The sequence below is a fragment of the Actinomadura latina NBRC 106108 genome (genome assembly GCF_001552195.1).
In the GTDB taxonomy this organism is placed as follows: Bacteria; Actinomycetota; Actinomycetes; order Streptosporangiales; family Streptosporangiaceae; genus Spirillospora; species Spirillospora latina.
This window is the reverse complement of sequence record NZ_BCQS01000003.1, coordinates 58407-71535: the sequence shown is the minus strand read 5'-3', so window position 1 is coordinate 71535 and position 13129 is coordinate 58407. Positions and strand designations below refer to the sequence as shown.

The 13129-nt window shown below is 72.2% G+C and carries 9 protein-coding genes; 7 read left to right on the top strand and 2 right to left on the bottom strand.

Annotated elements, in window-relative coordinates:
* Positions 1-38: 38 nt before the first annotated feature.
* The gene (locus AL2_RS01035; RefSeq protein WP_067628182.1) at positions 39-1325 is read left to right on the top strand and encodes an MFS transporter; all 1287 of its coding nucleotides are present in this window, start codon (positions 39-41) and stop codon (positions 1323-1325) included.
* An 11-nt stretch (positions 1326-1336) separates the two neighbouring features.
* Here AL2_RS01035 and AL2_RS01030 read toward each other — a convergent pair whose 3' ends face one another.
* Together AL2_RS01030 and AL2_RS01025 are read right to left on the bottom strand one after the other, a co-directional pair.
* Complete coding sequence (locus AL2_RS01030) at positions 1337-2650, bottom strand: adenosylmethionine--8-amino-7-oxononanoate transaminase (protein ID WP_439951351.1); 1314 nt, start codon at positions 2648-2650, stop codon at positions 1337-1339.
* Positions 2647-4113, bottom strand: a complete 1467-nt coding sequence (locus AL2_RS01025; protein WP_067628179.1) for a CCA tRNA nucleotidyltransferase — start codon at positions 4111-4113, stop codon at positions 2647-2649. Before AL2_RS01025 ends, AL2_RS01030 begins: the two co-directional genes overlap by 4 nt.
* 378 nt (positions 4114-4491) lie before the next feature.
* Between AL2_RS01025 and AL2_RS01020 the strand changes: the two genes are divergently transcribed.
* The 6 genes from AL2_RS01020 (at position 4492) to AL2_RS00995 (ending at position 12947) form a co-directional block, all read left to right on the top strand.
* Complete coding sequence (locus tag AL2_RS01020) at positions 4492-5040, top strand: aminoacyl-tRNA deacylase (RefSeq protein WP_067628176.1); 549 nt, start codon at positions 4492-4494, stop codon at positions 5038-5040.
* Positions 5041-5200: 160 nt separating this feature from the next.
* Positions 5201-7771 (top strand): DUF6049 family protein, encoded by a 2571-nt coding sequence (locus AL2_RS37115; RefSeq protein ID WP_157437944.1) that lies wholly within the window; start codon positions 5201-5203, stop codon positions 7769-7771.
* Positions 7767-9488, top strand: a complete 1722-nt coding sequence (murJ, locus tag AL2_RS01010) for a murein biosynthesis integral membrane protein MurJ (protein ID WP_083945971.1) — start codon at positions 7767-7769, stop codon at positions 9486-9488. Before AL2_RS37115 ends, murJ begins: the two co-directional genes overlap by 5 nt.
* A gap of 203 nt (positions 9489-9691) precedes the next feature.
* Positions 9692-11293 (top strand): protein kinase family protein, encoded by a 1602-nt coding sequence (locus tag AL2_RS01005; protein ID WP_067628168.1) that lies wholly within the window; start codon positions 9692-9694, stop codon positions 11291-11293.
* A gap of 266 nt (positions 11294-11559) precedes the next feature.
* The gene (sigM, locus tag AL2_RS01000; RefSeq protein WP_174550800.1) at positions 11560-12183 is read left to right on the top strand and encodes an RNA polymerase sigma factor SigM; all 624 of its coding nucleotides are present in this window, start codon (positions 11560-11562) and stop codon (positions 12181-12183) included.
* On the top strand, positions 12180-12947 hold the full coding sequence (locus tag AL2_RS00995) for an anti-sigma factor family protein (RefSeq protein WP_067628165.1): 768 nt from the start codon (positions 12180-12182) through the stop codon (positions 12945-12947). The genes sigM and AL2_RS00995 overlap by 4 nt, the downstream gene beginning before the upstream one ends.
* Positions 12948-13129: the final 182 nt, after the last annotated feature.

Here is a 13129-nt window from a genome sequence, read left to right as displayed (position 1 = left end):
GCGGCCGAGCGGCGGCCGACGGCGCGTAAGGTGATCGCGTGAAGGCGGGCCAGCTGCGGGAGATTCTGCGGGAGCGGGATTTCCGGCGGCTGTACGGGACGCGGCTGGCCTCGCAGCTCACCGACGGCGTGTTCCAGGTCGCGCTGGCCGGCTACGTGTTCTTCTCGCCCGAGCGGCAGACCACGGCGGGCAAGGCCGCGGCGGCGTTCGCGGTGACGCTGCTCCCGTACTCGGTGCTCGGCCCGTTCGCCGGAGTGTTCATCGACCGGTGGCGGCGCCGCCAGATCCTCGTGTGGGCGCCGGTGCTGCGGGCCGTGCTGGTGCTGCTCGTCGCGGGTCTCGTGGCCACCGGGCAGGACGGCGCGGGCCTCTTCCTCGGCGTCCTCGTCGTGCTCGGCGTCAACCGGTTCTTCCTCGCGGCGCTGTCGGCGGCGCTGCCCCACGTGGTGCGGCGCGAGCAGCTGGTGACCGCGAACGCGTTCACGGTCACGTCCGGGACGATCATCGCGTTCGCCGGCGCGGGCATCGGCTACCTGCTGCGCCTGCTGTCCGGCGCCGGGGACGAGGGGACGACGCTGATCCTCGTGTCGGCGGCTGCGCTGTACCTGCTGGCGGGCCTGGTCGCCACGACGCTGCCGAAGGGGCTGCTCGGCCCGGACGCGCCGGACGTGTCACGCGTCCGGGACACGCTCGGCGGCGTCGTGTCCGGCCTGGCGGACGGGGCGCGGCATCTCACGCGGCGGCCGCAGGCGGCGCTGGCGCTCGGCGCGATCTCGTTCCACCGGTTCCTGTACGGCGTCGTCCTGATCATGACGCTGCTGCTGTGCCGCAACCACTTCGCGGACGACCCCGACCGGGGGCTGGAGACGTTCGCGCTCATGCTCGGGGTGTCCGGCGCCGGGTACTTCGCGGCGGCGCTGATCACCCCGGCGGTGGTGCGCCGGATCAGCAAGCAGGCGTGGACGGCGTGGCTCCTCGCCCTGGCGGCGCTGGGCCTGCTCCTCTTCGGGATGTCGTTCGCGGAGCGTCCCTGGGCGGTCGGCGCCTTCCTGCTCGGCGTCGTGTCGCAGGGCGTGAAGCTGTGCGTCGACACGACCCTGCAGGAGATCATCGACGACGCCTACCGGGGCCGGGTGTTCGCCGTCTACGACATGCTCTTCAACGCGACGTTCGCCGCCGCCGCCACGGCCGCCGCCACCTGGCTCCCGGCGGACGGCCGCGCCGCCCCCACCCTCCTCGCGGTGATCGCCGCCTACGCCGCGGGCGCGGTCGCCTACCGGACGGCCGCGTCCCGCCTCGCCCGCCCCGCCCACGCCCTCCGCTAGCCGGACGTGCGTCAGAGGGACTCGGCTATGGCGTGGAGGGCGGCGGCTATGTGGAGGACCTCGTCCTCCGTGCTGATGTACGGCGGCATCGTGTAGATGAGCTTGCCGAAGGGGCGCAGCCAGACGCCGTGCGCCATGGCGATCTCCTGGACGGACGCCGCGTCCACCGGCTCGCGCGCTTCGACGACGCCGATCGCGCCGAGGACGCGGACGTCCGCGACCCCCGGGAAGCCGGCGGCGGCGTCGAGTTCGCTGGTCAGGATCGCCTCGATGGCGTCCACCTCGTCCCGCCAGTCGCGGGAGAGCAGCAGGTCGATCGACGCGGTCGCCACGGCGGCGGCCAGCGGGTTCGCCATGTACGTGGGCCCGTGCATCAGGACGCCCGCTTCGCCCGAGGCGATGCCGTCGGCGACGCGGTCGGTGCACATGGTGGCGGCCATCGTCATGTAGCCGCCGGTCAGCGCCTTGCCGAGGCACATGATGTCGGGCGTGACCTCGGCGTGGTCGCAGCCCCACAGCTCGCCCGTCCGGCCGAACCCGGTGGCGATCTCGTCCAGGATCAGCAGCAGGCCCTGCTCGTCGGCGATCTCGCGGAGGGCGGCCAGGTACTCGGGGGCGTAGAAGCGCATGCCGCCGGCGCCCTGGACGATCGGCTCCACGATGATCCCGGCCAGCTCGCCCGCGTGCTCGGCGGCGAGCCGGGACAGCTCGTCCAGGTACGCCCCGTCGGGGTCGGCGGAGTAGCCGAGCGGAGGCGGCGGCGCGAACACGTGCTTCGCGAGGACGTCGCCGAACAGGTGGTGCATGCCGTTCACCGGGTCGCAGACCGCCATGTCGCCGAACGTGTCGCCGTGGTATCCGCCCCGGACGGTCAGCAGCCGGTGCCGTTCGGGCCTCCCCTGCGACCGCCAGAACTGCAGCGCCATCTTGATCGCGACCTCGACCGCCACGGATCCGGAGTCGGCGAAGAAGACCTTCTTCAGCGGCTCCGGCGTGATCTCGACGAGGCGCTCCGCGAGCCGCACGGCCGGCGGGTGCGTGAGGCCGCCGAACATCACGTGCGCCATCTTGCCGAGCTGCCCGGTGACGGCCGCGTTCAGCTTCGGGTGGTTGTAGCCGTGCACGGCCGCCCACCAGGACGACATCCCGTCGATCAGCTCGGTGCCGTCGGCGAGCGTCAGCCGCACACCGTCCGCCGACACGACCGGCAGCACCGGCGTGGACGCGGGCATCGGCGCGTAGGGGTGCCAGATGTGCTCCCGGTCGAACGCCAGCATCCGCTCGGCCTCACGCGGACTCATCCGCCCCAGCTGCAGCGGAATCACGCGTCGCCACCCTCGGCGGGGAGGAGCCCTTCGGCGGCGGCCCAGGCGCGGAGTTCGGCGGCCGCGGCCTCCTTGCCGATCATGCCGCGGTCGAGGCGGAGGTCCAGGAGGAACGTGTAGGCCTTGCCGACGAGCGGGCCGGGCTTGATCCCGAGGATTTCCTGGATCTCGTTGCCGTCGATCTCCGGGCGGATCGCGGCCAGCTCCTCCTGCTGCGCCAGCCGCTCGATGCGCAGCTCCAGGTCGTCGTAGGTGCGGCGCAGCCGGTCGGCCTTGCGCCGGTTGCGGGTCGTGCAGTCGGCGCGGGTCAGCTTGTGCAGCCGGGAGAGCAGCGGGCCGGCGTCGCGGACGTAGCGGCGGACGGCCGAGTCCGTCCACTCGCCGGTGCCGTAGCCGTGGAACCGCAGGTGCAGCTCGACGAGGCGGGAGACGTCGTTGATGACGTCCTTCGGGTAGCGCAGCGCGGTCAGCCGCTTGCGGGTCATCTTCGCGCCGACGACCTCGTGGTGGTGGAACGACACCCGGCCGCCGTCCTCGAAGCGGCGCGTCCTCGGCTTGCCGATGTCGTGCAGCAGCGCCGCCAGCCGCAGGACGAGGTCGGGGCCATCCTCCTCCTGCGCGATCGCCTGCTCAAGGACGATCAGCGAGTGCTCGTAGACGTCCTTGTGCCGGTGGTGCTCGTCGATCTCCAGTCGCAGCTTCGGCAGTTCCGGCAGGACGTGCGCGGCGAGGCCCGTCTCGACGAGCAGCGCCAGGCCCTGCCGCGGGTACCGGCCGCAGATCAGCTTGGACAGCTCGTCCCGGACCCGCTCGGCGGAGACGATCTCGATGCGGGACGCCATGTCCTTCATCGCGCGGACGACGTCCGGCGCCACGGTGAACCCGAGCTGCGAGGCGAACCGGGCGGCGCGCATCATCCGCAGCGGGTCGTCGCTGAAGGAGTCCTCGGGCCTGCCGGGCGTCCGCAGGACCTTGCGCTGCAGGTCGGTCAGGCCGCCGAACGGGTCGACGAACTCGTGGCCGGGCAGCCGCGCCGCCATCGCGTTCACCGCGAAGTCGCGGCGGCGGAGGTCCTCGACGAGGGACGTCCCGTAAGAGACGTCCGGCTTGCGGGATTTCGGATCGTAGGACTCGCTGCGGTAGGTGGTGATCTCCAGTTCGACGCCGTCCTTGCGGAGGCCGACGGTGCCGAACTCGATGCCGATCGTCCAGTGCGCGTCCGCCCAGCCGCGGATGATCTCCAGGGTGCGCTCGGGCGGCGCGTCGGTGGTCAGGTCGACGTCCTTGGTCGGGCGGCGCAGCAGCGCGTCCCGGACGGGCCCGCCGACCAGCGCCAGCTCATGCCCGGCCGCCGCGAACATCGCGCCGAGATCGTCGGCGACGGGCGCGATCCCGCGCAGCAGCTCGGTGATCGCGGTGCGCCGCGAGGACTCGGGGGTCACATTCTGGTTGGGCACGGCCATCGAGCGTATTTCCTTGATTGTCGGGCTGACAAAGGACTTTCTGGTGATCGGCGGGCCCCCGCGCGGGAGCCTTTGCGGGGCCGGAGCCGGACGGGCCCCTTCACATGCCGCGATCTCCGGGTTACGTTCTGGGCACTCCGATGACGCCAGCGCGACCGCCGGTGAGCCTCCCGCACGACAACGGTAGCGGGATCCCAAGGGCCCCGGTCCGCCGCACGTGCGGCTGAGGCGCATCGTGAGGGTTTACGTGACGTATGACGCGAGTTAGACCACTCGTTCCGGGTATGTGGGGATATTCCCACAGAGTGCGAAGCACGGGGACACAGCGAAACAAGTTCCGGGGGTGAGCGGGGTGACCCCCGCGGGATGGAGCCCAACATGAAGGACGCTCTCGCCATCCACCGCGCACTGCTCGAATGGGAGACCGTGCACGAGATCGTGCGGCTGCCCGTCGCGATGGCCCACGCCGACGAACTTCCGAAGGCGCTCGGACTCCCGGCGGAACGGTGCCTGGTGACGCGCGTCTACTCCTGCGACGGCGCCCGGCGCGGCCGCCGCTTCCTGACCGGTGTGATCGTCCCGGCGGGGGAACGGCCGGCGATGGAGGCGGTCCGGCGCACCGTCGGCGCCCGCACCGTCCGGCCGGCGCACCCCGACCTCGTGAACGCCGCCACCGAGTACGCGGCGGGCCTCGTCTGCCCGCTGCTCCTGCCCGACACGATGCCGCTGCTGGTCGACCACCGCCTGGCGGACGCCCTGAACTCCGACGACGTCGTCTACACCGCGACCGGCGAGGCGTCGACCGCCCTCGGCATCAGGGGCGGCTCCCTGTACGCCCTGTGCCACGCGAAGCCGGTCGACCCGCTCGACCCGCCGCCCGTCCCGGCCCCCGCCCAGACCCCCGAGGCCGTCCGCTTCCGGGCCTGAGCCGCGGCCCGCGCCGTCCGACCGGGCATGGCCGGGCGGAGCGTCACGCACGGAAACCGCCGACGTCGGTGCTCGGGCACCCGCAATCAGCCTGACGGACTACCATCGACGCCGTGGTGCGGGAAATGTTCGCCCGCCGTCCCAAGGCGGCCGGTAAGGCGTGAGGACGGTCAAACGCGCGGTGGCGCTGGCCGCTCTGCTGCCCTGCATGGCCATGGCGGCGCCCACGACGCTGGCGTCCCCCGCCCTCGCGCGAGACGCGCCCGCGCAAGTGCAGGTCAAGACGCAGGTGCAGGCCAAGACGCAGGTGCAGGCCACCACCCAGGTGCAGGCCAAGACCCAGGTGGCCATGGCGCTCACCAAGGTCGACCCCAAGAGCGTCGGCGAGAAGTCGCGGATCGAGATCTCCGGGCAGGCCATGAACCGCATCGGGCACCAGCTGCCCGGCCTCCACGTGCGGCTGCGGTACAGCGCGCAGCCGGTCACCAGCCGCAGCCAGCTGGACCAGCTAGCGGCCGGCCCGCCGAACGCGCTGCCGAACATCGGCGGGGAGAAGCAGCTTCCGGGCGCGTCCGCGCCGGGCGGGAAGCAGAACTGGACGTTCACCACCACGGTCAAGAAGCTCCGGCTGCGCGCCCCGGCCGGGACGCCCGGCGTCTACCCGGTCGGCGTCGAGGTCCTGAACTCCGCGCGGCAGGTCGTCGGGGGCATCACGACGTTCCTCACGTTCATGCCGAAGGAACGCCGTTTCCAGCAGGTCGCGGTCGGCTGGGTCTGGCCGCTCGCCGACCGGATGCACCGCACCAACGACCGGACGTTCACCGACGACGCCCTCGCCGAGTCCGTGGCGCCGGGCGGGCGGCTCGGCCGGCTGGTCCAAGCGGCGTCCGCGACCGACACGCCCATCACGTGGGGGATCGACCCCGCGCTGCTGGACGACGTGCAGCGGATGGCGTCCGGCGACTACACGGTCCGGGCGCCCGGGGCCGCGAAGAGCGTCCGGAAGAAGAAGAGCGAGGCCGCGGCGGCGTGGCTGACCGCGCTGAAGGACGCCTCGAAGAAGGACCCGTACTTCACTCTCCCCTACGCCGACCCGGACGTCGTGGCGCTCGTCCGCCGCAAGACGCCCCACGACATCGGCGTCGCGTTCGACGAGCGGAACACCGGCGTCGCGACGCAGATCCTCGGACGCGCCGCGGACGCGCACGTCGCCTGGCCGCCGTCCGGCGCCGCCGGGCCCGGCACGGTCGACCAGCTGGCCAAGAACGCGCTGAAGAGCGGCGGGGCGTTCCTGATGAGCAGCTCGCAGTTCCAGAACCCGGCGACGGGTGCGCTGCCGAACGCGACGACGGCGCTCCAGACGCACTACGGCGACAAGAAGACGCTCCTGTACGACGAGAAGCTCAACCAGATCGTCAGCGAGGGGTCGCGGTCGGCCTCCGGGGGGCTGCTGACCGAGCAGCGGTTCCTGGCCGAGTCGGCGATGATCGCGGCGGAGGCGCCGAACCGGGTGCGCACCCTCGTCCTCGCCCCGGACCGGCACTGGAACCCGGCCGACGGGGTCGCGAAGAACCTGCTGAAGTACACCAAGGGCGCGGGCTGGCTGCGCGAGGTGCCGCTGGGCAAGATCGAGTCGGCCGCGCCGCAGGGCCGCGTCTTCAACGGCTACTCCGACGACTACCAGCAGTACGAGCTCGGCGACGCGCACCTCGCCCAGGTGGAGGCGATCTCCCGGAAGGCCAGGGCGTTCCAGTCCGTGCTGACCGGCCCGACCAAGATCTCCTACGAGCGGGCGGTGCTCCGCATGGAGTCCGCGGCGTGGCGGACGTCGCCGGGCCAGGCCAGGTCGGCCCGCAAGCAGCTGGAGGACGAGCTCGCGACCGACATGCACCGGGTCCGCATCGTCACCACGAAGAGCAAACGGGTGCTGATGGGGGGCAGCTCGGGCCGGCTGCCGGTGCTCGTGGAGAACACGCTGCCCGACCAGGCGGTCAAGGTCCACCTCGTCGCCACGTCGGAGAACAGCGCGAAGCTGCGGCTCGGCGAGCTGGAGCCCGAGGACGCGACCATCGAGCTGCGGCCTGGGGAGCGGGCCCAGCGCTGGATCCCCGCGCAGGCGGCCGGCAACGGCAACTTCCACGTCCAGCTGGAGCTGGAGATCCCCGGCTCGGGCGGCCGGACGTACGGGGACGGCGAGTCGATCACCGTGACCGTCACCGGTTACGGGCGTCTCGCACTGCTCATCACCGGCGGCGGACTTGCCGTACTCTTCGGGGGCGTCGGAGTGCGGGCCCTCAGAGCGAGGCGCCGCCGGAAAGCGGAGGCAGCCGGTGACGGGTCGACCGGAATGGGATCGGCGGGACCAGGGGAACAGGGGAGCGGGCTCCCCGGCCCCGGGTTCCCAGGGGCAGGGATACCCGCCGCCGAATTCCCCGGGGTACCCGGGGCAGGGCAACCCGCCGGGCCGGGGATATCCACAGGGTCCTCCACCGCAGGGTCCACCAACCCAGGGACCGCCACCGCGGAGGCCGCAGGGCCCCCCGCGGCAGGGGCCCCCGCCCCAGGGACCGCCCCAGGGCCCACCTCAGCAGGGGCCGCCTCCCCCGAGGCCACAGGGCCCACCTCCGCAGGGGCCGCCGCCGAGCGCGCCGAATCCGGCGGGATACCCGAGTCCGCCGCCGACGGGCAGGCCGGGTGGCGCGGCGAGCACCGCCGCCGAGACGGCGATTGACATTCCCGTCCCCGGCGGGAGCGCGCCCGTCGCCGAGACGGTCGTCGACACACCCCTCCCCCCGTCCGGTGAGGGCGACGGCGGGAAGGCCGGAGGCGGCATCCTCCGCTCTGGCGCGATCATGGCCGTGGGCACCCTCGCGTCCCGCATCACCGGCTTCCTGCGCACCGCCGTCATTGTCGCCGCGCTCGGCACCGGACTGCTCGCGAACGCCTACAACACCGCCAACACGATCCCCAACCAGATCTACGACCTGCTGCTCGGCGGCATCCTCACCAGTGTGATCGTCCCGCTGCTGGTGCGGGCCAAGCAGCGCGACCGCGCCTACGGCGAGCAGTACGAGCAGCGCGTCTTCACCCTCGCGGTGATCGGCCTCGGCGTCCTCACCGTCGTGGCGGTGCTGTGCGCGCCGCTGTTCATCGACGTCCTGGCCGGCAGCTACACCGGCGACCAGCGCAGGGTCGCCGTCCTGTTCGCGCAGTTCTTCCTGCCGCAGCTGTTCTTCTACGGCGTCGGCGCGTTCGCCGGCGCCATCCTGAACACGCGCGGCAGCTTCGCCGCGCCGATGTGGGCGCCGGTCCTGAACAACATCGTGGTGATCGCCGTCGGCGGCGCGTTCCTGGCGGTCACCACGGGCCGCGTCGACCCGTCCAGCATCTCCGACTCCCAGCTCATGCTGCTGTACGTCGGCACGACCGGCGGCATCGTCCTGCAGACGGTGGCGCTGTGGCCGTCACTGCGCCGCGTCGGGTTCCGCTGGCGGCCCCGGCTCGACTTCAAGCGCGGCGAGATCGGCGAAGTCGGGCGGATGGCCGGCTGGACGCTGCTCTACGTCATCGCCACCCAGGCCGCGCTCGCCGTCGTCACCGCGCTCGCGAACGCCGCCGGGAACAAGGCCGTGGACGGGGGCCTCGGCGAGGGCTACGGCTACACCCCGTACTTCAACGCCTACCAGCTCTTCCAGCTGCCCTACGCGATCGTCGGCGTTTCGGTGATCACCGCGCTGCTGCCGCGGATGAGCCGGTTCGCCGCCGAGGGCAAGACCGCCGACGTGCGCGCCGCGTTCTCCAGCGGGCTGCGGCTCTCCTCCGTGATCATCATGCCGGCGGCGGCGCTGATGCTGGTGCTCGGCCCGGAGATCACCACGGTCCTGTTCGCGCACGGCAACACCTCCCCGGACGACGCGCTGGTCATCGCGCGGGTCATGCAGATGTTCGCGATCGCGCTCGTGCCGTTCTCGATCTACCAGCTCATGCTGCGCGTCTTCTACTCGTACGGCGACACGAAGACGCCCGCGCTGATCGGCCTGATCGTCACCACGTCCAACATCGCGATGGCGTTCACCGCCTACAACGTCCTCGGCGTCAAGTGGATCGTCGTCGGCATCGCCGGCGGGTTCGCGGTCACCAGCGTCGTCGGCACCGTCACCTGCTGGCTGGTGCTGCGCCGCAAGCTCGGCGGGATCGACGGCCGGCGCATCATCGGCGGCCACCTGAAGCTCCTCGTCGCGGTCTGGCCGCTGATCGGGTTCGCCTACGCCGCGCACACCGTCGTGGACGCCGCCGGGGACACCTCGGCGATGCTCCCCGCGCTGGTCACCCTGGTCGTCGGGTCCGTCGGCGGCGGGCTGCTGTACCTGCTCTTCGCCAAGCTGATGCGGGTGGAGGAGATCCAGACGACCATCGCCATGTTCGCGCGCCGGCTGCCCGGGCGCTGATCATCCGGTCATCCGGCGCCGTTCAACATCGCAAAGTAAAAAAGGACGCGCGGCGATAAGGCGGCCACTCAAGCGAGTAAGCACTACCATGTGGGGGACTACGGCTTGCGGGGCGACACCCTGGGGAACGCAAAGAGGAGGGTCGGAGGCGTAAGCTGCCACGCCACGAACATGGGATCTGACCACCTGTGCAGGACGTTGCCGTGAGCACGTCAGTCATCGAGCCCGGCACGCGTCTCGCCGGCCGCTACCGCCTCGAAAAGCGCATCAGCGATTCCGGTGGATCGTCGCTCTGGAAGGCCATCGACGAGATCCTCGCGCGGGCGGTCGCCGTCCGCACCTTCGATCCCGAGTTCCCCCGGATCGCCGAGGCCGTCACCTCCGCGCGGTCGGCCAGCAGGCTGACCGACCCGCGCCTCACCCAGGTGTTCGACGCCGACGACTCCGGCGAAAGCGCCTACGTCGTCAGCGAATGGGTGACCGGCGAGGCCCTTGAGGGCATGCTCGGCAAGGCCCCGCTGGAGCCCGGCCGCGCCGCGACGCTGCTGTACGAGGCGTCCGAGGCGATCGCCGCCGCGCACTCCGCCGGGCTGTCGCACCTCTGCCTCACCCCCCGCGACCTCGTCTGGACGACCGGCGGCACCGTCAAGATCCTCGGCATCGCGACCGACGCCGTGCTGAACGACCGGCACACCGAGGATCCCGCCGCCGAGGACGTCCGCGGCCTCGGCCGGATGCTGTACGCGGCGCTCACCGCGCACTGGCCCGGCGACGAGGACGCCTCCGGCCTGCCCGCCGCGCCCGCCGCCGACGGGGTTCCGCACGCGCCCCGCCAGGTGCAGGCCGGCATCTCGCACGCGGTCGACGCGATCGTCTGCCGCTGCCTCGGCATCGGCGCGGGCGAGCCGCTCGCGTCCCCCGCCGACCTGGCCAAGGCGCTGCGCGGCGTCCCGCGCACCCCGCTGCCGCTGTTCGCCGGGCTGGGGCACGCCTCGCCGCCGTCCCCGCGTCCGGCGGCGCCCCGGCGCTCCGCGGCACCGCCGCCCGCACCGACGCAGCCGCACCGGCAGCCCGCGCACGAGCAGCCGGCGTCCTCGCACGTCCCGCCGCCACGCGCCCGGCACGGCGCGCCGCCGCCGTCGTCCACCTCGACCCGCACGGCACCGGCGCACGGGCCCGGCGCGTCCAAGCGTCCCGCGAACCGGGCGCTGATCGGCGTCGCCGCCGCCGCGCTGACCGTCATCGTCGGGATCGGCGCGTGGGCGCTGTCCGGCAGCGGCTCCAAGGACGATTCCGGCGGCGACGGCGCCGTGGACCCGAAGAAGTCGAGCGCCGCGCCCGCGCCGTCCGCCTCCGCGCTCACCGTCCAGAGCGCGAAGGGCGTCGACCCCGTCGGCGACGACGGGGGCAAGGGCGAAGGCAAGGGGCGGCTCGCCATCGACGGCAAGTCCGGCACCACGTGGCGCAGCTCCTTCTACACCTCTGCGGACTTCGGCCGCCTCAAGGAGGGGCTCGGCCTGCAACTCGACATGGGCAAGACGGTCAAGATCAAGGAGATCAGGGCCGAACTCCCCGAGGCCGCCGGGGCCAAGATCCAGCTGCGGATCGGCGACTCGCCCGATCCGAGTGCGATGCAGAAGGTCCAGACGGTCACCACGTCGGGGCCCGGTTCCACGACGATCCAGGTCCCCGGGACGCGTAGCGGCCGATACGTCCTGCTCTGGTTCACCGAGCTCTCCCAGGGCACGGACGGGCAGTTCCGCGCCGAGGTCAGCGAGGTCACCGTCCTCGGCTCATCGGGCTGACCCCGGTCAGCGCCGCGGACGCCGGGACGCCCGCCGGGCGGCGGGAGCGGGATCTCGGCCGGTCACGACGATCCCGGACACCGGGTAACAACTTCGCGGCGGTTGGAGTGCTGCAGAACCGGCTGTGACGTGGGGCGGTGCTTGTCGGTATCGTGCCTGTGAGCAAATATCCCCTCTACCCAGGAATCTGTGGTGCTTACCCCAGCAGACGCGGCCGCAAGGCGCTCGGCGGCGACTGGGCATTTCGTGCACGGACGCGGCCGCTCATGACGTCGGTGAGCATGCATCGCGTCGACGAGGTGCCCGACAAGGAGCTCCTCGCCCGCCATGCCCAGGGGGACCCGCACGCGTTCGCCGAACTGGTCCACCGGCACCGCGACCGCATGTGGGCGGTGGCGCTGCGCACCCTCGGCGACCCGGAGGAGGCGGCCGACGCGCTGCAGGACGCGTGTCTGTCGGCGTTCCGCGCGGCCGGACGGTTCCGCGGGGACGCCGCCGTCACCACCTGGCTCCACCGCATCGTGGTGAACGCCTGCCTGGACCGGATCCGGCGCAAGTCCGTCCGGCCGGCGACGCCGATGGGCGACGACGCGACGTTCGACGCCGTCGCGCCGAAGATGCCGGACCCGACGGACGCGCACGGCGTGTCCCTCGACGTCCGCACCGCGCTGGAGCAGCTCCCGTTCGAGCAGCGCGCCGCCCTCGTCCTCGTCGACATGATGGGCTATTCCGTCGACGACGCCGCGCGGGTCATGGAGGTCCCGGCAGGCACGATCAAGAGCCGCTGCGCACGGGGACGCGCCCGGCTGGCGCCCCTTCTCACCCATCACCGGAACCGACGGGATCGCAAAAACGTCGGAGGTGTGGAAGGAGGTGGCATGCCCAAGTGAACCCCGCACACTACGACTACGACGTCCTGGCCGACCTGGCCGAGGGATTGCTCGAAGACGACGAAGCCGCCTCCGTCAACGCGCACCTGGACTCCTGCGCCGAATGCCGTGAGCTGTCCGCCGACCTTGCGGACGTCTCCCGGATCCTGGCGGAGGCACCCGTACCGTCCATGCCCGCCGAGCTGGCCGAGCGCATAGACACCGCCATCGCCGCGGAGTCGATGCACAACGCCACCGTGGTGAGCATGGAGCAGCGGCGCGGAAGGCGGCATTGGCGGATCCTGTCGGCGGCCGCGGCGGCGGTGATCGTCGTCGGCGGCGGCGCGACGGTCGGCACGATGGCATTGGACGGCGTGAGCGGCGACCACGGCAAGGCGTCGACTCCCGCGCAGGACAATCCCGACCAATCCGGTTCGGAAAAGGGAGTGGCCCCGAACGCCGCCCCGGCCGCGGCCTTCACGGTGGCCCGCAGCGGCACCGCCTACCGCGCCGGGACGCTGGGAGCGCAGGTCGACCGGCTGCTCGCCGACGGACAGCGGCTGAGAGCCGTGTCCGGCCCGCCGTCCGCGCAGCTCAAGGGATGCGTCAACGGCGTGACCCACGGGCAGACGCCCGCCCTGGTCGACAGCGCGAAGTACGAGGGCGGCCCCGCGACCGTTATCGCCGTCCACGGCGACCGCTCCGGCAAATGGAACATCTGGGTCGTCGGCGCGGACTGCTCCGCCCGAAACCAGCGCATCCTGAAGCAGCTGCAGAACGCCTGACAGTCGTCGCCGCCGTTCTCGGCTTGGCCGAGAACGGCCGACGCGTACCCGAGGCAGCCCGCAGCGGCACAGGCCAGCAAGTCGGAGCATCCGGAGGCGGCCCTCCAAACGCGACAGGGCGCCGAACTCCCACCAATGCACGCGCCACCTCGGACCATCGCCACGGATCAAAGAAATCTCAG

What these genes read in the sequence shown, in the direction of transcription:
- sigM (WP_174550800.1), top strand. Translation starts at nt 11,560, where the DNA reads ATGACGTCGGTGAGCATGCATCGCGTCGACGAGGTGCCCGACAAGGAG.
- AL2_RS01020 (WP_067628176.1), top strand. Translation starts at nt 4,492, where the DNA reads ATGAAGGACGCTCTCGCCATCCACCGCGCACTGCTCGAATGGGAGACC.
- AL2_RS01025 (WP_067628179.1), bottom strand. Translation starts at nt 4,113, where the DNA reads ATGGCCGTGCCCAACCAGAATGTGACCCCCGAGTCCTCGCGGCGCACC.